Genomic DNA, 23,303 nt, shown 5'->3' on the forward strand with positions numbered 1-23,303 from the left:
CTATTCTCAACCCAGGTTTTCCTTACGACGTCCCTGACTTTATGTCCGGGCCGCTTGAAGGTGCGCTTTCGATGCCGGGAAGCGGGTTGTCGCGCGTTCTTTCGCCGTCCGATTCTCAACACGGGAGGAAACGATGCGCTGTCTATTGCTGGTGGCAATGCTTCTCTGTGCCGCGTCGGCCCAAGCCGGCGACTCGCATGACGAGCGTAACGGAAGGCCGGGCGACGGGCGAGGCGGGCCGCCCAAGGTCTATGACGCGCGCGGCGAATACGTCGGTCAGCTCGGCACGAACAACGGCGTGGATGGAGTTTTCCTGACTATCAGCGGCGCAGTGACTTTCGTAGGGGTAGAACGCGCGAGCGTTGGAACACAGCTATCCGCGACACAGTTTCAATGGACCACTTCGAGCTACATCGAATATCCGTCCACCGACTGCAGTGGACCGCCGGTGCTGGAATACAACAATGGACGGCCGACGCCATATACCTTGGGACCCAGACCGTCCGTGGCCGTGAGACAAGGCGCCGACGTCGTGCTCTACGTGGCAGGTGAAGCCGACAGCACAACGGTTCAGGCGTGGTCGTATCGCACGAATCCGGTCATGAACGTGTGCAAGACTTACTCCGCATCGCTGGAGCGGGGCCAGGTGTTTGCGTTGGACACGACGTATCAGCTCACGCAAATCCATCCGGAACCTCTCACCATACGCAATTGACATGCGAAAGCCCCTGCCGGTCGTGCACGGATCGGCAGAGGCCTTTTGCATCAAGCAGAGGCGTTGCTTCGAAGCATGCGCTCCTGCCGGCGCATTCCGGCGCGAGCGCGAATCGTTCTTCGATGCAGCTACGTAGTACACGATCGCCGTCGCCACGAGTCCAACCCTCCACGAGATATCCGCGCCGCCGAGCAGACTCGCCCAGGGCCCATGAAAGAAGCGCTCTTCCATGAACGGCACCTGAATCGCGATGCCGAAAACATACACGCCGATCGCCTTGAAATTGAACGATCCGTACGCGCCGCCGGCGCTGCCGATGATCTCCGAAACCTGGTAATGCCGGTCGTTGACCAGATAGAAATCGACGAGGTTGATCGCGATCCACGGCGCCAGCACGATGCGCATCGCGAAGATGGCGTTCAGGAAGATGGCGAGGAAGTTGTTGGACGCCCACAACGCCGTCACCGTCGATGCGGCCAGCAGCACCGCCGATACGACGACGCGAACATTGCGCCTGGGAACCCACTTCGGCCGGAACGTCTGCGCGGCCGTGATGAACGAGAGCACCGCGCCATACAGATTCATCCCGTTATGGCCAATGATGTTGATCAGAAAGAGCAGAATCAGTACGTAGCCGAACACGCCGGTCTGCGTCTGAATCGCGTGCATCGCATCCGCCGCGCCGGTGGTCACCGCCACCGCGCCGAAGATAAACGCGACGATCGTTCCCAGCGAGGTGCCGAAATACGTGAACGCGAAGGTCTCGACCGAGGGCAGGGCAGGCAATCTCGTGCCAGCCATCGGCATAGCTCTCGTCGCCCTTTGCGAAGGCGGTGTAGGCCGTGGCATAGCCTTGCAGGTCGACCGATTTCAGCCATGACCCGACCTTGCGCGCCGCCACACGCTGCGCTTCCTCATCGTTGAACCAGCGCCGCAGCGGCGTATCCACGTCGATGGTGCCGGAGCGCAGTTCCGCCGCGCGCTGAAGAACCGCTTGCCGCGCTTCGGCCGTGCGTCGATACACGCCGTTCAGCACCGCGACGCGCTTGACCAGATCGGGCCGCGTCACGGCGACGCCCGATGCGATCAGCAAGCCCATCGAGTGGCCGGCCAGATTCACGGGGCCGATGTCCAGCGCAACGATAAAGTCGATCGCCCATTGCACGAACTGCTGCAATCCGGCGCTGGCGTCGAGCGCATCGCTTTGACCGTGACCCGGCATATCGACGGCGATCACACGGAGATCACGCGCGAGATCGTCGATTTGCGGATACCACGCGTGCGCCTGCATGCTCACGCCATGAATCAGAACCAGCGGCTCGCCGGTTCCCCGCTCCAGATAATGAGCGACCCGCGTATTTGACAGCTGCAGGGTTCTTGACGTCATTTCCGAGCTCTGCAAGGTCTTTATAGCGATCGCCGATGCGGTGATGCGGACGGCCTCCCGTTGCGCCGCCGATGGCGACGACCAGTTCGTCCGCCGCGGGCGCGTCGGAAATCGAGAACTGGAGCGTGAGGTAATGCGAGCGGCGGCCTTCGTCGTTCTTGTCCATCATCGGAATCAGCAGGGGAGCATTCGCCGGGCCGCGCGTGTTGTTGAAGGCCACCAGATACGACCTGGCGCCGACTGCGCTGCGGTACGTGTTGCCGAAGTGCAGCGTGTGGATCAGCGCGGACGCATGCTCCAGTTCGCCGTCCACGCCGACGATCGCGCTTTTGCCGAACGCCTCGACCGCCTCATGCCATTCCCGTATACCCGTTGAGCGGATTTTTGCCGGGACGAGCACGGGCAGACGGCCTCTTGCGTGGGCGCGTCGCGGGTTATTCAGCAGGGGAACGCAGGCGCGATCGCGCCGGAACGGAGACAGGGATGGCGCCGGCATGCGGCGCGAGATCACAGGAAGGGGGCAGCGAGCGGGCTCAGGGCCGCATCATCGGGAGGCGATGTTTTTCGCGAGAAAGCGATCGAGTTGCGCAGCGAAATTCTTGCCGTCGCGCGGAGCATACGGCGGCGGGCCGCCCGTCTGGACTCCGGAGCCGCGCAACTGATCCATCATGGCGCGGATCGACAGACGTTCCTCGATGTTCTCCGCGCTCATCCATTCGCCGCGCGGATCGAGCGCGAACGCACCTTTCGCTATCACCGAGGCCGCGAGCGGAATATCCGCCGTGACGATGAGATCGCCGGCCTCCGCGATCTCGACGATGCGGGCATCGGCCACGTCGAAACCGGCTGGCACCTGTATGGCGCGAATCCAGGGTGACGGCGGCGTGCGCAGGAACTGATTCGCGACCAGCGTGAGCTGAACCTTCATGCGCTGAGCCGCGCGAAAAAGGATGTCTTTCACGACAGCCGGACAGGCGTCGGCATCGACGATGATTTGCATCGGTTGGTTCCGGGATTTGCTGTTTCCGTCGTAGAGACGCGGGGGAGATGCGGGCAGGGGCGCGCGACGAGTATCGCACAATGCATTCGTACACCGGCCACGCGGCCTTGATTTGAACGCTCTATACTGCCTCTGCAACGCGAAGCCCTCCACCCGAACGGAGAATCACCTTGAGAACGAAGCTGACAAGCATTGCTGTGTCATTCCTCGTGGGCGCTGTGGGAGCTTTCACGGTCCCGCTTTCCTATGCTCAGGATACCGGTGCGACCACAGGTGGTGCGGCGCCGGCCGCATCCATGACGAAGGCAGAGAAAAAGGCCGCGAAAAAGCAGGCGCGCGCGAAGAAGAACGCGGAGTTGAAGAAGCTCGAGGATGCGGGCTATAGCCCCGGACGAGCCAATGATCCCAACTATCCTCAAGACCTGCAGAACGCGCAGAAGAAAGCGGGGGTAGGTGCGGGAGCCAGCCAGTAGGCTTTTCGCGAAACAAGCTTCGTATCGCGGCTGGATCGGGCTCTGTCGATACGCGGATGAGCGCTCACTGCCGCGACCGGGAGGACTCTCACGCTACGTGTTCACTCCTTTGATCGAGCACGGGCCTCGCGAGTCCACTGGGATTTTGCTTGGCTATCTCGATAGCAAACGTTCTCTTGACTTCCATCAGCATTGCTTGGCGGTCGGCTTTCGTTCAGCGTTTCAATTCTTGCAATTTTCTTCGCGCGAATGTGGCGTTGACCACGTATCGGTTACAACTTATTACCGACAATCCATCCCGTCGTACAAATAAAAAGCAAACGCTTAATAAAAAGCCGGAAGGCCGCATCATAGCGGCCACGGCATACGGGGAAGTCATGCAGCGAGAGTTGAGCAGCAAAGCCTTCAAAGGGTGCGTCTTTGCGGTGTGCATGGGGATTTCATTCGTCTTGACGAACGCTGTCGCGCAGGATGCGGAAACGCAGCCGCCGGTGGGCGTCAACGTTTCGCCTCGGGCTCAGCCGCTCATCTCGCTGCCCAGCACGCCGACGCCCGGCCCGGCCGGCAATGTCACCGCGCAGCCGGCCGCGAATGGCGCGCCGCTCACGCCGCGCGGCACGGTGAACGCGGCCTCCTCGCTCGACAAGAGCGCCACGCTTTCCGGCACGCCGCGCGCCCGCACTGCCGACGTCGAGAGCAAGCAGCCCCTCGGCGACGAACTGGGCGGCGTCGTGACGACCGATACGGTGACGCTCGCGGGCCAGGACTTCTACACGTGGTTCGCGCAGGCGTGGGGCACGATTCCGCTTTCCGAGCGCTACAACGTCTCGGTGCACGAGCGGCCCTCCGCACGCTACGGCAGTCTCGTGTGGGTCGAGTACAACCAGCGCCGCGTGTTTCAGGCATTCCTGCCGATTGCCCGCTCGAATGTGAAGCCGGTTGCGGAGGGCGCGGCGCAGATCGCTTTTCAGAATGTCATGCAGGCGGATCTGACCCGTCTGCTGTTCCGCGACGCCGACATGGCCACGGACGAGCTTTAAATAAAAGCAGTCAAAAAAAAGACGCAGCAAGGCCAAAAACACACGGGGAATCACGATGAAAACGAATGCGCTTCTGAAGAGCGCGCTGCTCGCGTGCGCGCTGACGATACCGCTCGCCGCGAACGCCACCGCGCTCGTGTACGAGCCGGTCAATCCGAATTTCGGCGGCAATCCGCTGAACGGACCGAATCTGCTCAACGAGGCGAATGCCCAGAACAAGTACAAGGACCCGTCGACCGAGAATCTCGGCACGGGCAGCCAGTCGACGCTCGATCAGTTCAACACGCAATTGCAGCAGGCGATTCTGTCGCGCGTCGCGTCGTCGATTTCGAGTTCGATCGTCGGCACCGACGGCACGCTGCACCCCGGCACGATCAACACCGGCAACTTCTCGATCGCGATCACGCAAGTCACCGGCGGCAATCTGCAGGTGACCACGACCGACAAGACCACGGGCGCATCCACCACTTTCATCGTCGGCAACGGCAAGTAATTCGAGAGCAGACACGAAATGAGCAAGAACGCTTTCAGGGCTGCCGCGATGGGCGCCGTCGTCATTGCATCGGCGCTGCTTACGGGTTGCGTCACCGCGCCGATGCCTTCAGCCGGCAATGCCACGCTCACCCCGCCCACGCGTGTGACGCGTGATCTCACGCATTTGCCGTCGCCGAAAGGAAGAATTGTCGCGGCCGTGTATGGCTTTCGCGATCTGACCGGCCAGTACAAGCCGTCGCCGGACAGCTCGTTTTCATCGCAGGTGACGCAGGGCGGCGCGTCGTTCCTTGTCAAGGCGATGCGCGATTCCGGTTGGTTCACGCCGGTCGAGCGCGAAAACCTTCAGGACCTGCTGACCGAGCGCAAGATCATGCGCGCGCTGGAAACGCCCGATGACAAGAAGAACGCGATTCCGCAGATCGGCGCGCTGGCGCCCGCGAGCATCGTGCTGGAAGGCGGCATCGTCGGGTATGACACGAACATCCGCACGGGCGGCGCGGGTGTGGCGTATCTGGGGATTTCGGCCTCGCAGCAATATCGCGTCGATCAGGTGACGGTCAACCTGCGCGCGGTGGATATCCGCAACGGCACGATATTGAACAGCGTCTCGACGACCAAGACAATTTATTCGATTCAGATCGATACGGGCGTGTACCGCTTCATTGGCTTCAAGGATCTGTTGCAGGCCGAAGCCGGCATGACGCGCAACGAGCCGCAGCAGCTTTGCGTGAACGAGGCGATCGAGTCGGCGCTGGTGCATCTGATCGTGCAAGGCGTGGCGAACCAGACGTGGGCGCTCAAGGACATGAAGGACTGGTACGACCCGACGATGCAGCGCTACCTGCAGGAGAACCAGGGCTACGCGCAGACCATGGAAAGCGTGAATCCGCCGTATAGCCCGGAGAGGATCGATCCGCCGAAGACCATCGGCAGCTAGACCGGCGGCTAAACGCAACTTGAACAGGAGGAGACCAGCATGAAATCACTGCGCGCTTCGAAAGCCGCGCTGTGTGCGGCGCTCGGCGCGGCCGTGTCGCTCGCGGTGTATGCCGCGGATCTGTCGTCGGTGTCGGACTTCGGCCCGCCCGAACCGGGGTTCGGCGGCGCGACGCAGGTGGCGCGCGTCTCGCAGCAAGGCGCCGCAAACCGGCTGAGCGCCGTTCAGGCCGGGCAGAACGGCCTGATGGCGAATCAGATGGGCGTCGCCAATGCGGCTGCGACGGCGCAGGCGGGCAACGACAACTGGACGGTGTTGCAGCAAAGCGGCTATGCCAACCAGTATGCCGGCTATCAGGCGGGCCAGTACAACCGTTCCATCGCCGTGCAGAACGGCAGCGGTAACGAAGCAACGGTCACGCAGATTGGGAACTCGATGTCGTCGCAGGTGACGCAGTTGGGCGCCAACAACGAGATCTCCATTCTGCAGAACCGGAATGGCTCCGGACTGTCGGTCACGCAGACCGGCGGCGCGAGGGCGGCAGTTCTCATGAAGTAGGCAGCGATCCTTCCCGGCGCGACGCCGGGGCGAGGAGACCAGGAAGTTCGTTTCAGTGCGGGTGTGGTGGGTAGTGTGGATTCGGCTGACAGCGGGGGTTGTCAGCCGTTAGGGTAACTAACTGCTGTAACTAAAACATCAAATCGACGAGGCATAAAAATGAAAGTCAAGGCAATCATCATCGCAATGGGTCTGGCAGCACTGGCATCGACGTCGGCTTTCGCTGATTCGAGCTTCGAAGGCGCAACGGTCGGCCAGTTCGGCGTCGGCAACACCGCGAATGTGACGCAAACGAACTCGACCAACGACAAGGTCAACGTGCGGCAAAACGCCGACGGCGCGAACGTCACGGTCCAGTCGGACGCAGGCGGCTACAACGTGACCGACATTCAGCAAAACGGCAACGTCAAAGGCGCGTCGAAGCTGAGCGCGACGTTGACGCAAAGCCAGGCTGTCGCCGAGAACACCACCATCAAGCAGACCGGCAACAACCTCGGCGCGACGATTTCGCAAACGTCGTCGATGTACGACACCGACACGGTCAATCAAGCCGGCAAGAACGCGTCGGCGACCATCACCCGCAGCGGCTCGAGCTACAACAAGGTCAACATCGATCAGGGCACGGGCATCACTTCGGGCTCGACCGACGGCGCCAAGGCGACGGTCACGCAGACCAACACGGTTGCCAACACCGTCGACATCCTGCAAGGCAGCAAGTCGGGCATCGCGACGGTCGACCAGCGTAACGGCGGCTACAACCACGCGCGTATCGAGCAGACGGGCGGCGGCACGGACGGCAAGATCGAGCAATGGGCTGAAGTCGGCGACACTGCGTCGATCAAGCAGAGCGATGCAGCTCGTTCGCAGATCCACTCGGAGAACGGCGGCTACAACACGAACACGATCGTGCAGAGCGGCGCCAACGCACCGCACTACGCTCAAATCAACCAGAGCTACGCGAACAACGACAAGACGACGATCATCCAGACCGGCCCGCAATACAACGAAGGCTATGTCGACCAGATTCGTTCGTCGAACGACACGGCGTTCATGATCCAGGACGGCGACACCAACAAGGCAGCGGCTCGTCAGAACTACGGCAGCGGCAATACCGTCGTCGCGGCGCAAGTCGGCGGCCACAACAAGATGGATCTGACGCAGCAGGCCGCGTTCGAATCCACGCTGCTGGCAGGCCAGCTCGGCGGCTACAACAACATCACGGCATCGCAGTCGGGCACGAAGGAAGAGCTGACGATCGCGCAGGTCGGCGACCTCAACACCGCGAACGCTTCGCAGACCGGTTCGTACAACACGGCAATGATCACGCAAGTCGGCTTCGGCAACGCGGCCACGACGGCGCAGAGCGGCGTGGGCAATGCGACGGTTGTCACCCAGGGCGGCGCGTTCAACAAGGCCAATATCGTTCAGAAGTAAGACGGCGGCCGTTTGAAGTATCGCGGGCGGAAAGCGGCTTTTCGAGGCTGCTCTCCGCCCGTTTTTCTTGGCCAAGAAAAAACGCCAACCCGCTAGGGTTGGCGTTTTGCCTGGGGATTACTGATATCAAAACTGATTCATGGTGTTGTCCTTGCCCGCCGCTTTCAGGGCTGCTTCACCGCTGAAATACTCCTTGTGATCGTCGCCGATGTCCGAGCCCGACATGTTCTGGTGCTTGACGCACGCGATGCCCTGACGGATTTCCTTGCGCTGCACGCCAGCCACGTAACCCAGCATGCCTTGGTCACCGAAGTATTCCTTGGCCAGATTGTCGGTCGACAGCGCGGCGGTGTGGTAGGTCGGCAGCGTAATAAGGTGGTGGAAGATGCCCGCTTCGCGCGAGGAGTCGGCCTGGAAGGTCCGGATCTTTTCGTCGGCGAGCGTCGCCAGTTCGGTCTGGTCGTATTCCACGCTCATCAGCTGCGCGCGGTCGTACGCGGAGACATCCTTGCCCGCGGCCTTCATCGCGTCATACGCCTGCTGACGGAAATTCAGGGTCCAGTTGAACGACGGGCTGTTGTTGTACACCAGCTTGGCGTTCGGGATGACCTTGCGAATCTCGCTGACCATGCCGCCGATCTGGGCGATATGCGGTTTTTCGGTTTCGATCCACAGCAGGTCGGCGCCGTTTTGCAGCGCGGTGACGCAATCCAGTACGCAGCGCGCTTCGCCCGTGCCGGCGCGGAACTGGAACAGGTTGCTCGGCAGGCGCTTGGGACGCAGCAGCTTGCCGTCGCGCTTGATGATGACGTCACCGTTGCCGAGTTCGTCGGGCGACAACTCCTCGCAATCGAGGAACGAGTTGTATTGGTCGCCCAGGTCGCCCGGCGTGTGGGTCACCGCGATCTGCTTGGTCAGGCCCGCGCCCAGCGAGTCGGTACGGCACACGATGATGCCGTCGTCCACGCCCAGTTCCAGGAAGGCATAGCGAATAGCGCGCACTTTGGCCAGGAAGTCCTCGTGCGGCACGGTGACCTTGCCGTCCTGGTGGCCGCATTGCTTCTCGTCGGACACCTGGTTTTCGATCTGAATGCAGCACGCGCCCGCTTCGATGAACTGCTTGGCGAGCAGGTAGGTTGCTTCGGCGTTGCCGAAACCCGCGTCGATGTCGGCGATGATCGGCACGACGTGCGTCACGTGGTTGTCGATTTTTTCCTGGATGGCGGCCTTGGCCGGGCCTTGCGCAGCGTCCAGTTGACGGAACAGGCCGCCCAGTTCACGCGCGTCGGCCTGGCGCAGGAACGTGTACAGCTCGCGGATCAGCGCGCTGACCGAGGTCTTTTCGTGCATCGACTGGTCCGGCAGCGGGCCGAACTCGGAACGCAGTGCCGCCACCATCCAGCCGGACAGATAGAGGTAGCGACGCTCGGTGCTGTTGAAGTGCTTCTTGATGGAGATCATCTTCTGCTGACCGATGAAGCCGTGCCAGCAGCCGAGCGACTGGGTGTACTTCGAGGGATCGGCGTCGTAGGCGGCCATGTCGGCGCGCATGATCTTCGCGGTATATCTGGCGATGTCCAGTCCCGTTTTGAACTTGTTCTGGGCGCGCATGCGTGCCGCATATTCGGGATTGATGGCATTCCACGCGCTGCCTTGTTGCTCCTTCAAACCAGCCACTGCCTTGATGTCGTCTTGATATTGGGTCATTTGCAATCTCCTGGGAACAAGCGCATTTCAATAGATGATTCGGCGTGCCGCTGCGTATGTCGACGCGAACTGCATGACTTAATAGTAACGCAATCTCGCTCAGTCTTATATAAGACACAAGACATAGTTTGTGCTTATTTATCAGAGACATAGAACGTCATTTTTGCAATGCAGAACACGTTTTCAGGCAGTGAAAACAGATGACGCGGGAGTTCGGGCGAATACTTCCACCATGTGAAACGTGCTTTCGGCATTCTGATTGAGCATTCGGCAGGCACGGCGCTGCCGCACCTTTTCCCCGGCGAAACCATTATGTCGACGCGGAGCCGCTTGACGAACGACGCCATCTGCTGCGGCTGTGGCTCACGGTGTCCGACTGGCCCGCGATGCCCGACGCACAAGTCTTCCACAAGCCCGAGGATTTGCGCATGTGGGCGCAATACCGCCTGCTGCTCGAAGCGGGGCAGGTCGCACAGATGCTCGAGTGATTGCGCCGAAGTCGCGGTGGGAGAGATCGTCACCTGCGACGTCGATCTCGCGATGTTCCACGATTCGAGCGGTTCGCGCCGCCTGAAGCCGATGCTCGAAGAACTCGGCGCGCTGCTTTGGGATGCGTCGAAGATCGTGCCCGAAGCCGATGACGAATCGCGCCGCATCGTGCGCATCGCGCGCGACTGGGACGCGCAGAAGCAGTTGCCGCACGTGTACGACAGCGTCGGCATCTGTCATGTCGTGCTGCCCGAGCACGGACATGTGCGGCCTGACATGTTCTGCGTCGGCGGCGCGTTCGGCGCGTATATGTTCGGCATTGGCAGCACGGAGATGCCGGGTGTCGCGGTGTCGGGGCAGATCTGGGTAAAGGTGCCGCAGACGTCGCGCATGCGCTGGCACGGACGTCTCGCGCGCGGCGTCACCGCGAAGGACATGATCGAAGGCGAGCTGGAGGATCAGACGTTCCCGAAGCGCTGCGATCATCTCGACGGCAAGAGCGTGATCCCTGTCGCGGGGATGTGCGGCAAGCTGCGCGTCGCGACACGCTGATTCTGGCCCGCACGGATGCGCTCGCGGTGGAAGGTCTCGATGCCGCGCTCGAACGCGCCGAACGCTATCTGGAAGCGAGCGTCGATGCGCTGTTTATCGAAGCACCGCGCTCGGCCGCGCAGATGGATGCGGCCTGCTCGCGGCTTTCGCATCGTGATCTTTCCCGGCGGCGCGGCGCGCGCGGTGGCTCATACGCTGCAAGGCTTCTAAGGCAGCTTGCGCGAGCACGGCACGAGCGCGCCGTGGAAAGAGCCTGAACGCGATCATCGGCAAGCCGGAACTGATGCACGAAGCGCGGCGCTACGAGTAACGCAGGCCCGGCGATCGCACGATGTGGTTCAGCGCAGCCATGCGAAGGCCGCGAGCGCGATCATGACCGTGATCGCGCCGCCGATGCGCGTCGCGATCTGCGCGAACGGCATCAGCTCCATGCGGTTGGCGGCGGTCAGAATCGCCACATCGCCCGTGCCGCCCAGCCCGCTATGCGTCGCGTTCACGATGGCCGCTTCCACCGGATACATCCCCATGCGGCGCGCGACGAAGAAGCCCGTCAGCGTGAGCGTGAGCACGGTGGAGACGGCCGTCACGATGTTGACCCAGTGAAACGCGGTAACGATCTCGCCCCAGGGCGTCATCGCGACGCTGATCGCGAACATCAGCGGATAGGTGACGGCGGTGGAGAAGAAGCCATACATGAAGCGCGCGCCGCCTCGCACACGTGGCGACACGAGCTGAAAGAACTGCGCGGCGACGACGAGCACGAGCATCACCACAGGCGCGGGCCAGTCGAAATACTGATGACTCAATACGCCGAGCAGATACAGCGCGATGGCCGTCGCACCCGCGGCGGCGACCGAGTTCACGTCGAATTCGAACGACGGGGACTGCGCGCTCCCCACGTCGTCGTCTTGCGCGACGGTCAGACGCCCGTTGCCCGTGAGATGCGGGCGTCGCGTGCCGAGATAGCTCAGCATGCCCGCGCAGCAGATTGCCGCGATATTGCCGAGCATCACCGCTGACAGCACTTGCGCGAAAAGCGGTCCCTGTTCGACGCCGAGAATCTGCGCATACCCCGCGGAAAGCGGCAACGCACCTTCGCCGACGCCGCCCGCCATGATCGGCACGACGACCATGAAGAGCGCGTGCTTCATGTCGAGTCCGAGCACGGTGCCGACCGCGGTTCCGACGACAGCCGCCGCGACCGATCCGCTCGCCACCGGAATGAAGATGCGCACAAAGCCCTTCACGAGCGTCTGCCGGTCCATGCTCAACACACTGCCGACGATGATCGCCGCGATGAACAGATACAGGAAGTTCGACTGCTTCGTGAACGTCGTCACGGCTTTCGTGACAGGCGCGGGCATCAGCTCGTAGTAGACCAGCATCGACGGAATGAACGCCGCGAAGATGGAGGTCGCGCCGATGTGGCGGATCCACGGGATGCGTTTGGCGAGCTCCGCGCACGTGAAGCCGCCGACCGCCACCAGCGCGATGCCTGTCGGCAGGTCGGACGCGAGCTTGCCGTGCGCGCTCATCGCGGCGAGCACGGCGATCAGCACCAGATAGACCGGCAGGGGCAGTGCGCCGATGCGCACGTCGAACACGCGCCACCAGCGTTCCTTGAGGCCCGTGCTCTGGTCTTGACGGATGGATTGTGCAGAGGACTTCATCGATCGGTCTCCGTTCATTGCACGTCAGATGAAGATCAGCAACGCCGCGCCATACACGATCAGCCCGACCGCGAAGGTCGTCACCGTGAAGCCGAGCACGCGCTGCACGCCGACGCCCGCCATGGCGACGACGGGCGCGGCCCAGAACGGCTGCATCATGTTCGAGACCTGCTCGCCCATCGCGACGGCCATCGTCGTGGCGGGCACCGACGCGTGCAGCGCGACGGCCGCGGGCACGACGAACGGTCCCTGCACGGCCCAGTGTCCGCCGCCGCTCGGGATGAAGAAGGTGACGATCACCGAACACACATAGCTCCAGAACGGCAGCGTGTGCGCGTTCGAGATCGCGATGAAGAAGTGCGAGATCACATCGGGCAGGCCGGTGGCGTCCATCATGCCCATGATGCCGCCGTAGAGCGGGTATTGGAGCATCATCGAGCCGGTCTGCTTCGCGGCGTTCTTGATCGCGTCCGCATACGCGAGCGGATAGCCGTGCAGGATCACGCCCGCGATGAACATCACGAAGATGACCGCATTCACGCCCGAAAACGCGATGTGCTGAAACTGCGTCAGCACGATCAGCGCGACGCCGACCGCGCCGATGAACGCGCTGCCGATCCACGAATGCTCGATCCAGCGCGCGAAGCTCAGCTTGCCTTCGGGCCTTTTGCGCGCCGGCGCATCCGGATGTTTTTCGGTGTCGAGCACGACGGCGTCTTCATCGCGCGGCTTGAGCCACGCGAGCACGAAGGGCATGGCGAAGAGCATCACGAGCGTCGGCACGAGATTGAAGCGCGTGAATACGGTTTCGCCGAAGGGCAGCACCGCGCCCGTCAGCTTCTGCACGACGTTCATCGAACTGCCCGGCGTGGATTGCGCGAGCGCGATGGAGCTCGAAATGCCGCTCGCCCACACGACCCATCCCGAGAAACCCGCAGCGACGATCCACGCGAAATCCACGCGCATGCGCTTCGCGACTTCACGCGCGAGCAGCGCCGCGACGACCAGCCCCATGCCCCAGTTGAAGAACGACGTCACCGCGACGAGCACGAAGGTGAGCGTGGCTGCCTGCGCCGGCGTGCGCGCGATCGACACGAGCGCCCTGAACATGCGCTGCACGGGCGGCGCGTGCGCGAACGCGTGGCCCGTGACGAGCACGAGCGTGATCTGGAACGCGAACGTGAAGATGTCGAAGAAGCCCTTGTACCAGCCGCCGATCATCTTCGGCACGCTTGCGTGCGGCGCGAAGATCAGCGACAGAGCCGCGACGATCGCCGTGATCAGAATCGCGAGGACGAACGGGTCGGGGATGGTGCGCTCGAAGAGCCGGATGGTCGCTTCCGTGAAGCGTGTCTTGCGCACGGGCGAGGGCGCGGCAGCGGATTTCATGCTGTGTCTCCTGAGGGTTTTATTCTTTTAGATCGCAAAGCCGTAGAGCACGGCGGGATTCGTGACGAGGATGTGCTCGCGGGTCGCTTCGTCGTCGGCCCATTCGGCGAGCAGGTCGAGGAGAAAGACGTCGTCGGGCTTGTGCTTCTCCGTCACGTGCGGCCAGTCGCTGCCCCACACGAGGCGCTCGGGCACGGCCTGAACCCAGGCGCGCGCCATTGGCGCGATGTCGGCGTAAGCGCCGTCGAGGCCCGCCGCCGAGTCGAGATAAGGACCGGAGAGCTTGATCCACGCGCGGCCCGCATCTGCGAGATCGCGCACGATGTCGAACGCCGCGTGCCGGACGCCGTCTTGCAGCGGCAGGCGTGCACGATGATCGAAGACCATCGTTGCGGGCAGCCGTTGCAACAGTGCTTCGTGCTCGACGATCTGCTCCGCCGTCCAGTGCAGTTGCACATGCCAGCCAAGCTCCGCGACGCGCCGCGCGAGCGGCTCGACCATGTCGAAGCCGACCGCCGCGTTCTTCGCCGTATAGAGCGTGAAGCGGATGCCGCGAATGCCGCCCTTGTCGAGCGCATCGAGTTCAGCGTCGGTGACATCGGGATTGAGCACCGCGACACCACGCGCATTGTCGATGCCGAGCTGGCGAATCGCATCGACGGTCACGGCGTTGTCCGTGCCGTACACGCGCGGCGTGACGATTACCGCGCGCTCCGTGCCGATGCGCGCCTGCACCTTGCGATACGCATCGACATCGGCGTTCTCGACGAAGACTTGCGCGTCGCCCGGCTTCAGGAACGCGCGGGCATAGATATGGATATGGGAATCGCATTTCATCGCGAAGGCTCTCCATTCAAAGCACCGCGCGTTTCGCGCGCAACGCTTCGATTTCTTCATCGCTCAAGCCGGCTTCGCGCAGCAGCGCTTCGCTGTGCTGGCCGAAGGCGGGCGCGGCGAACGGCTCCGGCAGCGGCGTCGCGCCGAAGCGCACCGGATGCTTGAAGCCGCGATACGCGCCCACGCCCGGATAGTCGAAACGCGCGACCATGTCCTCGGCGAGCACTTGCGCATCGTCGAACATGTCTTCGACGCTGCGCGCCGCGGCGCAGGGAACCGCGTCGCCGAAAAGCGTTTCCCATTCGAGCGCCGTGCGTTGCGCGAGCGCCGCGTGCAGTTGCGGCACGATCTCGTCGCGATGGATCGCGCGTTTGCGCACGCTGTCGTAACGCGCATCGGTCGCGAGCGCTTCGAGGCCGGTGAGTTCGCATAGCGACTTCCAGAAATGCGGCGTGTTCGCGGAAAGATAGAGATGACCTTCGCGCGTCGGATGAATGCCCGTGATGCCGCCCGAACGCATGTCGCGGCCGACGTCCTTCGGTTCGCTGTCGGCCCAGATCATGCGCGCGGACTGCATCGTGAGCGCGCTGCGCAACAGCGAGACGCCGACATACTGCCCTGCGCCCGTCTTCTCGCGCGCGAACAGCGCCGACGACACGCCGGAAGCAACCAGCGACGCCGCGTAGTAGTCGACGACGGACCCGTAGAGAACCTCGGGCGGGCCATCGGCCGGACCTTGCAGCGTGCACATGCCGGTCATCGTTTGCAGCACCTGGTCGTAGCCGGCCTTGTCCTTGTTCGGGCCGGTTTCGCCATAACCCGTCACCGCGCAATAGACGAGACGCGGATTGATCTCGCGCAGTTGCTCGTACGCGATGCCGAGCCGCGCGGGCACGCTCGGGCGAAAGTTGTGCACGAGCACGTCCGCTTCTTTCACGAGTGTGATCAGCACATCGAGCGCTTCGCGTTGCTTCAGGTCGAGCACGAGTCCGCGCTTGCCGCGATTCACGCCGAGAAACGCGCGGCTTTCCGCTTCCAGCGTCGATGGGTACTTGCGCAGGTTATCGCCCGTGGGCGGCTCGATCTTGATGACTTCCGCGCCCTGGTCCGCGAGCAGCGTGCAGCCGTAGGGACCGGCAATATAGGCGCTCAGGTCGAGCACGCGCACACCGGAAAGCGGTCCGCCGCGACCAGCGTTCTGTTCCATGAATCCTTCTCCTTTCAAATTCCCGTGGAGGCGCGCTGTTCTTCGGTGAGCAGACCCAGCCGCGCCGCGTCCGCGACGAGCATGCGCGCGCGCTCGACGAAGGGCGGATCGATCATCCTGCCGTCCACCACATACGCGCCGATGCCTTTCGCATCCGCGTCGCGCGCCGCAACGACCACACGCACCGCATGCGCGATGTCTTCATCGGATGGACGGAACACCTCGTTCGCAATCGCGATCTGGCTCGGATGAATGCAGCTTTTGCCGATGAAACCGAACGCGCGCGCCATCCGCGCTTCGGCGCGAAAGCCGTCCGCGTCCTTGATGTTGGCGAACGCGGTGTCGCAGGCGAACACGTTCGCTTCACCCGCCGCAATGCGCAGCGCGAACATCGCCTGCTGGATCGCGGCCGTTTCGCGGCGCGCAATGGACAGCGGCTCGAACAGATCGCCGAGGCCGAGCTGCAGGCCCGCTACGCGCGGATGCGCCAGCGCCAGTTCCGCCGCGATGCGCAACGCGCGCGGCGACTCCACATTGAGCAGCAGACCGATCGGCGCGGTGACGCCGTTCGCGCGCTCGGCGGCTTCGAGGGTTTCCGCCGCGACGCGCACATCGTCGGGATGCTCGGGTTTCGGCAGATTGATCAGCGATACGCCAGCGCGCGCGACTGCATCGATATCGGCGGCGAAATGCGGCGTCGAAAGCGCGTTGACGCGCACGATGAGCGTCTTGTCGCTGGCGAGCGCGTCGTCGGTGGCGAGCAGGGCGCGCAGGTCGGCGCGCGCCTGCGGCTTGCGCTCGGGCGCGACGGCATCTTCCAGATCGAACGAGAGGGCGTCGGCGTCGCTCGCGAGCGCCTTGGCGAAGAGTTCCGGGCGCGAGGCCGGCACGAAGAGCTTGCTTCTCATGCGTCTCCCTTCCATTTTTTGATATGCCGACCAGTCTACGGACGCTCATGTTTTAGATAAACTATCCGCGTCTATCTTCAAACGAAAGCAAATCTATCCGATGGATACGGCATTCCTCGCCAATCTGCTACTCGTCGTCGATACCGGATCGATGGCCGAGGCGGCGCGGCGCGTCGGCGTGACGCCCGCGGCCATTGCGCAGCAAATGTCCGCGCTCGAACGCGAACTGGGCGCCACGCTGTTCGTGCGCGCCGGCCGCACCGTGATTCCGACGGAGGCGGGGCATCGCGTGATCGAGCGGGCGCGAGGTCTCGTCGCGGATTTCGCCGATTTGAAGGCCTGTGCGGTCGAAGGCGAAGCGACGGGCGAGTTGCGCATCGGCACGATCACGACGGCGCTCCTGAGCCTGCTGCCCGATGTGCTGGCCAACTTCGCACGCGAGTTTCCCCGCGCGAAGCTGCTGATTCGCGCGGGCACGTCGATGGAGCTGTACGACACGCTGCAACGCGGCGACCTCGATGTAGCCATCTGTCTGCATCCTGCATTCGCGCTGCCGAAGGCCTATGACTGGCATCTGCTGCGCGAGGAGCCCCTCGTCGTCCTCGCGCCCGCGCGGCTTGCGAACGAAGATCCGCACGAACTGCTGCGGCGCGAGCCGTTCATCCGTTACGACCGCACGCTGGGCGGCGGCAAGCAGGCTGATCAGTACCTGCGCGCAGCACGCATCGTGCCGCGTGAGATTTTCGAGCTGAACGCGCTGATGGCGATCGCGATGATGGTCGACCGGGGCCTGGGCGTTTCGCTGGTGCCCGACATCGTCTCGCCGATGACGTCGGCGCTTTCGGTCGCGCGACTTGCTCTGCCGATTCAGACGGAGCCGCGCCGCTTCGGCATGGTGTGGCAACGCGCGTCGCCGCGAGCGCGCCTGATTCAGGGTTTGCGGCAGTGCGCGGATGAGGCGGTTGCGGCGAGCCTGGCGCGCGGGGAGTAGCGACGAGGGCGAAGCAAACGGATGCGTTACCTTCGCGGGCGCAGCGGAAATCCGCGGCGTTCGCGGATCAATGCCAGCGCGACTTTCACTTCGTCGGACGCGGGTTGACCCTAGATTTGCCCGCGGCATCTCTCGCTATAATCGCGCGGTCAGGCGCTGTGATCCAGCGTCACGACAGGCAGGAAGGGTTACCACCCATTCCCTGATCAACGCATTTGCCGTTCCCCACAGGAGACTGGCATGTCAGACCGACTCATCATTTTCGACACGACCTTGCGCGATGGAGAACAGTCGCCGGGCGCGTCGATGACCAAAGAAGAGAAACTTCGCATCGCCCGACAACTCGAGCGCATGCGCGTCGACGTGATCGAAGCAGGCTTTGCAGCGAGTTCCGAAGGCGACTTCCAGGCGATTCGGGCGATCGCCAGCGAGGTGAAGGACAGCATCGTCTGTTCTCTGGCGCGGGCGAACGAGCGTGACATTTCGCGAGCCGCCGAGGCGCTGAAGCCGGCCAGCCGTTCGCGCATTCATACCTTCATCGCCACATCCGCGCTGCACATGGAAAAGAAACTGCGCATGTCGCCTGATCAGGTCTATGAACAGGCGCGGCGCGCAGTGTGTCTGGCGCGCGGTTATACCGATGACGTGGAGTTCTCGCCGGAAGACGGCAGCCGCTCCGACCTCGACTTTCTCTGTCGCGTGATAGAAGGCGTGATCGACGAAGGTGCGACCACCATCAACGTCCCCGATACGGTCGGCTATGCGGTTCCGGATGGCTACGCTGCCCTGATCCGCGAACTTCGTGAACGCATTCCCAATTCCGCCAGGGCGGTCTTTTCGGTCCACTGTCACGATGATCTCGGCCTGGCCGTTGCCAACTCGCTGGCGGCCGTCAAGTCGGGCGGGGCCAGGCAGATCGAATGTGCCATCAACGGCCTCGGCGAGCGCGCGGGCAATACGGCGCTCGAGGAGGTCGTGATGGCAGTCAGGACGCGACGGGATGTCTTCGGCCTCGATGTGCGCGTGGACACGACGCAGATTGTCGAAGCCTCGCGGCTGGTGTCGGAGATCACCGGGTTCACGGTGCAACCGAACAAGGCGGTAGTGGGCGCCAATGCGTTCGCACATGCATCGGGCATCCACCAGGACGGCGTGCTGAAAGCGCGCGACACCTACGAAATCATGCGCGCGGAAGACGTGGGCTGGAGCGCGAACAAGATCGTGCTCGGCAAGCTGTCTGGTCGAAGTGCCTTCAAGCAGAGGTTGCAGGAGCTGGGAGTCGAGATCGACAGCGAAGCTGAACTGAATGCGGCGTTCGTTCGCTTCAAGGCGCTCGCCGATCAGGAAGCAATCGTATCCGACGACGCAATCGTCGCTTTGTCGCAGCAAGGCAAGGTCGCGGATGCGACCGGTTCGCCGCTCTGACGACGGGCGTCGGCGAGTCTTCGCGTACGCCGCCATTTCGCGGTTAGAGCACAATGGCAATGGCGCGGGCCGAAGACTAGATGCCGTCGAAAACGTCAGCCCCAGGGAGACGAACGCCTCCGCGTTCGCTCTTCTCCATTTCAATCCATCGCGGGTCGCCGTGCGAGTCTGGCGAGACCCGTTTTGTCATTGGTCGAATGAAAGTATGAAAACCGATATGCCTACGCAATTTTCCGTCTCCACCACCGCGACCCCGACTCCGCACGATCAGATCGTAGCGAGCATTTCAAACCCCGCATTCGGTCGGGTGTTCACCGATCACATGGCAACGATGCGCTGGACCAACACGCTTGGCTGGCACGATGCGAAAGTCGAGCCTCGCCGGCCGTTTCAGATCGATCCCGCCTGCGCCGTGCTGCAATATGCGCAGGAAATCTTTGAAGGCATGAAGGCGTATCGCGGCGAGGACGGCTCGATCTCGCTGTTCCGCCCCTTCGAGAATGCGAAGCGGTTTCGTGCCTCGGCAGCGCGTCTTTCCATGGCGGATCTCCCGGAAGCGCTCTTCGTCGAGGCAGTGGAATCGCTCGTCAAGGTAGACCGGGACTGGGTGCCTGGCGGCGATGGCAGTCTCTATCTGCGTCCGTTCATGTTTGCCTCGGAGAGCTTTCTCGGCGTGCGCGCGTCACACGAATACGTCTTCTGCGTCATCGCCTGCCCCGTGGGTCCGTATTTCAAGGCAGGCAAGACGTCGGTTGCCGTCTGGGTGTCCGACCAATACACTCGCGCGGCGCCGGGGGGAACGGGCTCGGCCAAATGCGGCGGCAACTATGCTGCCAGCCTGATCGCGCAAACCGAGGCCGCGGCCAAAGGTTGCGATCAGGTGGTTTTTCTCGATGCCGCCGAACACAAGTGGATCGAAGAGATGGGAGGGATGAATCTCTTCTTCGTCATGGACGATGGCTCGCTGACGACGCCGCCATTGTCCGGCACTATCCTGCCGGGCATCACGAGGGCTTCGATCATCGAGCTCGCCAGGCGTGAAGGCATCGTAGTCAACGAAACGCCTTATGCTTTCGACGCATGGCGTGCAGACGCCGCGAGCGGCCGTGTCCGCGAGGTGTTCGCTTGTGGGACCGCTGCTGTCGTCACCGCGGTCGGCGAGGTTCGCCATGCGGCTGGAGAATTTCAGATCGGCAACGGGGAAGAAGGGCCTCTGACACAACGCATCCGCACGCAGCTGACCGGAATCCAGCGCGGCAAGCTCGCCGATCCGCTTGAATGGGTTTATCGCATCGATTAAGGCAGATTGCGCCAGGATCGCACTCGTCCTGTTCAAGCGGTGCGTGAGCGCCATGCGTCGCGCACCTTGCCCGCGAGGGCGAGGCGCGCGCGGCGAGAAAGTGCTTCGTGGCCAGGGTTTGCTCACTTCAGCGAAGACATTATTTTTCGTTGGCATTCCTTGCGTTCGTAGAGCGACCACTCACCGGCGGTGCGGATCAGTTGTACGTCACACTCGCGATTGGCCAGGAACTCTGGAGGCAGTCGCATCTTGCTGCGAACAACAAAATAGCGGTAGCGGCGGCCTTGATCGCGATTCCAGTCAAACGCCCCGGGATGAAATTCGAAAGAAGGGGAAACGGCCGGCAGCTCTCCGGAACGAAACCGCGCAATCTGAGGCAGATACCAGGCGAAGTTCACGTCGACAAATCCATGCCGCTCGGCCTGATACCAGACCGGGTAATGGCTGTACGAATTTTCGTCGTCGAACGCCTCGCTGTTCCTTTGAAACACCAGGCTCAACGCGCGTTGTCCGGGCTGCATCGAATCGAGGATGGTTTCAAACGGTGCGCTTTCAGCCGCGAAGCGCTCTATCCGTCCGGCCTCCCAGGCCAGAAACACCCAACAGCCCGCCGCCAGCAGAAGCATGGCCGCAGTTTCGAATATCGGCGATCTGGTGCGCGGCGCAAGACGGTCAGATTGTCCATTCGCTGCTGGCGCGTCGGGAGCGCGAAACATCAGTGCGTAGGCCGGCAAGACGAACAAGCCAAAGCGCTCGTAAAGAAACGCAGTCTTCATCGCGACGCTCGGCGCACATGCGAACACGCCGACGACGACCACGCACGGCGCAATGGCTGAGCGTGCATGCCTGTTGATCCGGGCGCCGAGTAACGTTGGCGCGGCGAACAGGATAGCCACGAGCAGTACGAGCAGCGGGTATTGGGTCACCCTCTGATCGGATGTTAGCGACAGGCGCAGGAAATTGAACGGTCGCAGCAACGGCGCCCCCCAGATCGTGTGAGGCAAATAGCCTTTCAATACCAGCAGGGGATCGTTCTCATAGGTGAAGAGCGCGTAGCAGGCGGCGAGCGACGCGAGCAGCGCGAACGGTCCGATATGTCGCAGAGCCGCCGACAGTCGTCGCTGCTGAAAGTAAAGGGCGAGAGCGCCGGCAGCGCATGCGTACAGAAACACGAGCCCGTGTGAGAAGAACAACAACACGCCAATCGCGACCAGACCGAATGCGCGGCGCAGGTCCGGCTTTTGAGCATAGCGGTCGGCGACAAGAATGAACAGAATTCCAATGGGCGCCGCAACGAGAAAGGTCACAAAGCCCCAGGAAAACGCGAAGCCGAAGAAACTGGGTAAGAAAAGCCAATCGAGTCGCTCGTCGCCGCCGAAATGCTTCCGCAACAAAATGAGGGAGCCGACGAACGCGAGATACGCAGCACTCAGAAGAACCTTGAACGCCGTTGTGATCGGCATCGCATAGCTGAGCAGCAGTGCCAACCCGTAACCCGTGAGATAGGGCGTGAAGTAGTTGACACGCACGACTGATTCCCAAGGCGACGCATTGGCGATCAGATCGCGTAACAGTGCAACTTGACCTGCATGCTGTGGCAGGTCGCACAAGGGCAAGCGTGGCGCAACCCAGAATAGCCCCATGCCCATGAGTACCGTCACCACGATCAGTATGCGAGCAATCGGCGGGACGCCGCGCTCGCGGATAGCGAGCCCTTTGATCGAATCAAGGCCGAGCGGCGGTATGCTCATGGGTTTCTTGCGCCTGCTGTCAGTGCCTCGTGTTCACCGACCGGACGCACGGTGCGGGCGGGTTCTCGCATCGACGCGATCAGCGTCCTTTCGATGATGAAATGGGGACGCTGCTTGGTCTCTGTGTAGATCTTCGATACGTACCCGCCGATGACGCCAAGAAAGAGCAACTGAATGCCGCCGAGAAAGTACATCGGAACGACGATGGAGGTCCAGCCCGGCAATGCACGGTTGGTGAAGAAGTGAACGGCGAGGGCCCATAGTCCGAAGCAGACCGATGCGATAGAGATCGCAGCGCCGACACGTGTGCTCCAGGTAAGTGGCCTTGCGGTAACGGACGTAATGCCGTCAAACGCGAGCGCGCACATATTCGCAAACGAGTACTTGCTCTCGCCCGCGAGGCGAGCTTGCCGTTCGTATTCGACCACCGCGCTCTGGAAACCCAGCATGGGGATGGTGCCACGCAAAAAGAGGTTTGCTTCCTTGAAGCTGCGCAATGCTTCGATTGCGCGGCGGCTCATCAGACGGAAGTCGGCGTGTCCCGGCGTGATCTCGGCCCCCAGCTTTTGCAAGAGCCAGTAGTAGGCCTTCGCGGTCAAGCGCTTGGTCAGCGTGTCGGTGTTTCTTTTGTGCCGCACGCCGTAGACGATGTCCGCTCCGGCGCGATGCTTGTCAAGCATGTGTGGAATAGCCTCGATATCGTCCTGAAGATCGGCATCGAGGCTTATAAGGACATCGCCGGGCGCTGTCATGAGTCCGGCAAGGAGTGCGTTCTGATGCCCGCGATTGCGCGATAGCTTGATCCCGTTCACACGGCGGTTCGTCGCGTGAAAGGCTTCGATCAAGCGCCATGTCTGGTCGTGTGAGCCGTCGTCTACAAACGTCACCATGCTCGCGTCGCTGACCACGCCCTTCCTGACCAGACTCTCGAGAAGGGCGAGCAGCCGAACGGAGGTTTCCGGCAGCGCAGTTTCCTCGTTGAAGCACGGCACGATTAGATTCAATGTCGTCATCAGTGAACTTCTGTCGGTTTGTTGC

Annotated in this window: 19 protein-coding genes and 4 pseudogenes; 11 read left to right on the top strand and 12 right to left on the bottom strand. The window is 62.5% G+C overall.

Annotated features, from left to right (window positions below; translation table 11 throughout):
- Positions 1-373: 373 nt before the first annotated feature.
- The 4 genes and pseudogenes from AWB79_RS40515 to AWB79_RS21485 all read right to left on the bottom strand — a co-directional run.
- A pseudogene (locus AWB79_RS40515) lies at positions 374-1,420 on the bottom strand (cytosine permease); the annotation flags it as partial.
- Positions 1,305-2,006, bottom strand: a complete 702-nt coding sequence (locus AWB79_RS21475; protein WP_232470958.1) for an alpha/beta fold hydrolase — start codon at positions 2,004-2,006, stop codon at positions 1,305-1,307. The gene AWB79_RS21475 and the pseudogene AWB79_RS40515, both read right to left, overlap by 116 nt.
- Before the next feature lie 100 nt (positions 2,007-2,106).
- Positions 2,107-2,454, bottom strand: a pseudogene (locus tag AWB79_RS21480) (amino acid synthesis family protein); the annotation flags it as partial.
- A gap of 192 nt (positions 2,455-2,646) precedes the next feature.
- Entirely contained in the window at positions 2,647-3,102 is a 456-nt protein-coding gene (locus tag AWB79_RS21485; RefSeq protein WP_061169461.1) for a YaiI/YqxD family protein, read from the bottom strand.
- A gap of 197 nt (positions 3,103-3,299) precedes the next feature.
- Between AWB79_RS21485 and AWB79_RS21490 the strand changes: the two genes are divergently transcribed.
- The 6 genes from AWB79_RS21490 to AWB79_RS21515 all read left to right on the top strand — a co-directional run bounded on the left by AWB79_RS21490 (position 3,300) and on the right by AWB79_RS21515 (position 8,039).
- A complete protein-coding gene (locus AWB79_RS21490) occupies positions 3,300-3,575 on the top strand; it encodes a hypothetical protein (protein ID WP_374728558.1) in 276 nt (91 codons plus the stop codon).
- A 449-nt stretch (positions 3,576-4,024) separates the two neighbouring features.
- Positions 4,025-4,615: a CsgE family curli-type amyloid fiber assembly protein gene (locus AWB79_RS38935; protein WP_198399068.1), complete on the top strand. Its 591-nt coding sequence runs from the start codon at positions 4,025-4,027 to the stop codon at positions 4,613-4,615.
- Between the two features lie 55 nt (positions 4,616-4,670).
- A complete protein-coding gene (locus AWB79_RS21500) occupies positions 4,671-5,108 on the top strand; it encodes a curli assembly protein CsgF (RefSeq protein ID WP_061169463.1) in 438 nt (145 codons plus the stop codon).
- An 18-nt stretch (positions 5,109-5,126) separates the two neighbouring features.
- A complete protein-coding gene (locus tag AWB79_RS21505; RefSeq protein WP_061169464.1) occupies positions 5,127-6,047 on the top strand; it encodes a CsgG/HfaB family protein in 921 nt (306 codons plus the stop codon).
- A gap of 39 nt (positions 6,048-6,086) precedes the next feature.
- Positions 6,087-6,605 carry a hypothetical protein gene (locus AWB79_RS21510; protein WP_061169465.1) on the top strand — a complete coding sequence of 173 codons (519 nt, stop codon included), beginning with the start codon at positions 6,087-6,089 and terminating at the stop codon, positions 6,603-6,605.
- A gap of 159 nt (positions 6,606-6,764) precedes the next feature.
- Positions 6,765-8,039 carry a hypothetical protein gene (locus AWB79_RS21515; protein WP_061169466.1) on the top strand — a complete coding sequence of 425 codons (1,275 nt, stop codon included), beginning with the start codon at positions 6,765-6,767 and terminating at the stop codon, positions 8,037-8,039.
- 126 nt (positions 8,040-8,165) lie between these two features.
- Here the strand turns inward: AWB79_RS21515 and AWB79_RS21520 are convergent, their stop codons facing one another.
- Positions 8,166-9,746 (bottom strand): isocitrate lyase, encoded by a 1,581-nt coding sequence (locus tag AWB79_RS21520; protein WP_061169467.1) that lies wholly within the window; start codon positions 9,744-9,746, stop codon positions 8,166-8,168.
- A gap of 498 nt (positions 9,747-10,244) precedes the next feature.
- Here AWB79_RS21520 and AWB79_RS21525 point away from each other — a divergent pair.
- Positions 10,245-10,676 (top strand): annotated as a pseudogene (locus tag AWB79_RS21525) (aconitase family protein); the annotation flags it as partial.
- Between the two features lie 80 nt (positions 10,677-10,756).
- Complete coding sequence (locus tag AWB79_RS21530; RefSeq protein ID WP_061169468.1) at positions 10,757-11,044, top strand: hypothetical protein; 288 nt, start codon at positions 10,757-10,759, stop codon at positions 11,042-11,044.
- Between the two features lie 81 nt (positions 11,045-11,125).
- On the opposite strand, the gene AWB79_RS21535 is transcribed toward AWB79_RS21530, so the two are convergent.
- From AWB79_RS21535 to AWB79_RS21555, 5 genes are read right to left on the bottom strand one after another with little or no spacing between them, the layout of a single operon-like run.
- Positions 11,126-12,457, bottom strand: coding sequence for a 2-hydroxycarboxylate transporter family protein (locus AWB79_RS21535; RefSeq protein ID WP_061169469.1), 1,332 nt, complete (start codon positions 12,455-12,457; stop codon positions 11,126-11,128).
- A gap of 24 nt (positions 12,458-12,481) precedes the next feature.
- The gene (locus AWB79_RS21540; protein ID WP_061169470.1) at positions 12,482-13,846 is read right to left on the bottom strand and encodes a short-chain fatty acid transporter; all 1,365 of its coding nucleotides are present in this window, start codon (positions 13,844-13,846) and stop codon (positions 12,482-12,484) included.
- A 27-nt stretch (positions 13,847-13,873) separates the two neighbouring features.
- Positions 13,874-14,683: an amidohydrolase family protein gene (locus AWB79_RS21545; RefSeq protein WP_061169471.1), complete on the bottom strand. Its 810-nt coding sequence runs from the start codon at positions 14,681-14,683 to the stop codon at positions 13,874-13,876.
- A 16-nt stretch (positions 14,684-14,699) separates the two neighbouring features.
- Positions 14,700-15,890 (bottom strand): CaiB/BaiF CoA transferase family protein, encoded by a 1,191-nt coding sequence (locus AWB79_RS21550; RefSeq protein WP_061169472.1) that lies wholly within the window; start codon positions 15,888-15,890, stop codon positions 14,700-14,702.
- Between the two features lie 14 nt (positions 15,891-15,904).
- Entirely contained in the window at positions 15,905-16,798 is an 894-nt protein-coding gene (locus AWB79_RS21555; RefSeq protein WP_061169473.1) for an HpcH/HpaI aldolase/citrate lyase family protein, read from the bottom strand.
- Between the two features lie 100 nt (positions 16,799-16,898).
- On the opposite strand from AWB79_RS21555, the gene AWB79_RS21560 reads away from it, so the two are divergent.
- The 3 genes and pseudogenes from AWB79_RS21560 to AWB79_RS21570 all read left to right on the top strand — a co-directional run bounded on the left by AWB79_RS21560 (position 16,899) and on the right by AWB79_RS21570 (position 20,514).
- Positions 16,899-17,789 (top strand): LysR family transcriptional regulator, encoded by an 891-nt coding sequence (locus AWB79_RS21560; RefSeq protein WP_061169474.1) that lies wholly within the window; start codon positions 16,899-16,901, stop codon positions 17,787-17,789.
- A gap of 240 nt (positions 17,790-18,029) precedes the next feature.
- Positions 18,030-19,169: pseudogene (locus tag AWB79_RS21565) on the top strand (2-isopropylmalate synthase); the annotation flags it as partial.
- Between the two features lie 250 nt (positions 19,170-19,419).
- On the top strand, positions 19,420-20,514 hold the full coding sequence (locus tag AWB79_RS21570; RefSeq protein WP_061169475.1) for a branched-chain amino acid aminotransferase: 1,095 nt from the start codon (positions 19,420-19,422) through the stop codon (positions 20,512-20,514).
- Between the two features lie 122 nt (positions 20,515-20,636).
- Here AWB79_RS21570 and AWB79_RS40125 read toward each other — a convergent pair whose 3' ends face one another.
- On the bottom strand, positions 20,637-22,265 hold the full coding sequence (locus AWB79_RS40125; protein WP_063963519.1) for a glycosyltransferase family protein: 1,629 nt from the start codon (positions 22,263-22,265) through the stop codon (positions 20,637-20,639).
- Complete coding sequence (locus AWB79_RS21580) at positions 22,262-23,278, bottom strand: glycosyltransferase family 2 protein (RefSeq protein ID WP_063963520.1); 1,017 nt, start codon at positions 23,276-23,278, stop codon at positions 22,262-22,264. The genes AWB79_RS40125 and AWB79_RS21580 overlap by 4 nt, the downstream gene beginning before the upstream one ends.
- Positions 23,279-23,303: the final 25 nt, after the last annotated feature.

The organism is Caballeronia hypogeia (assembly GCF_001544875.2).
GTDB classification, from domain to species: Bacteria; Pseudomonadota; Gammaproteobacteria; order Burkholderiales; family Burkholderiaceae; genus Caballeronia; species Caballeronia hypogeia.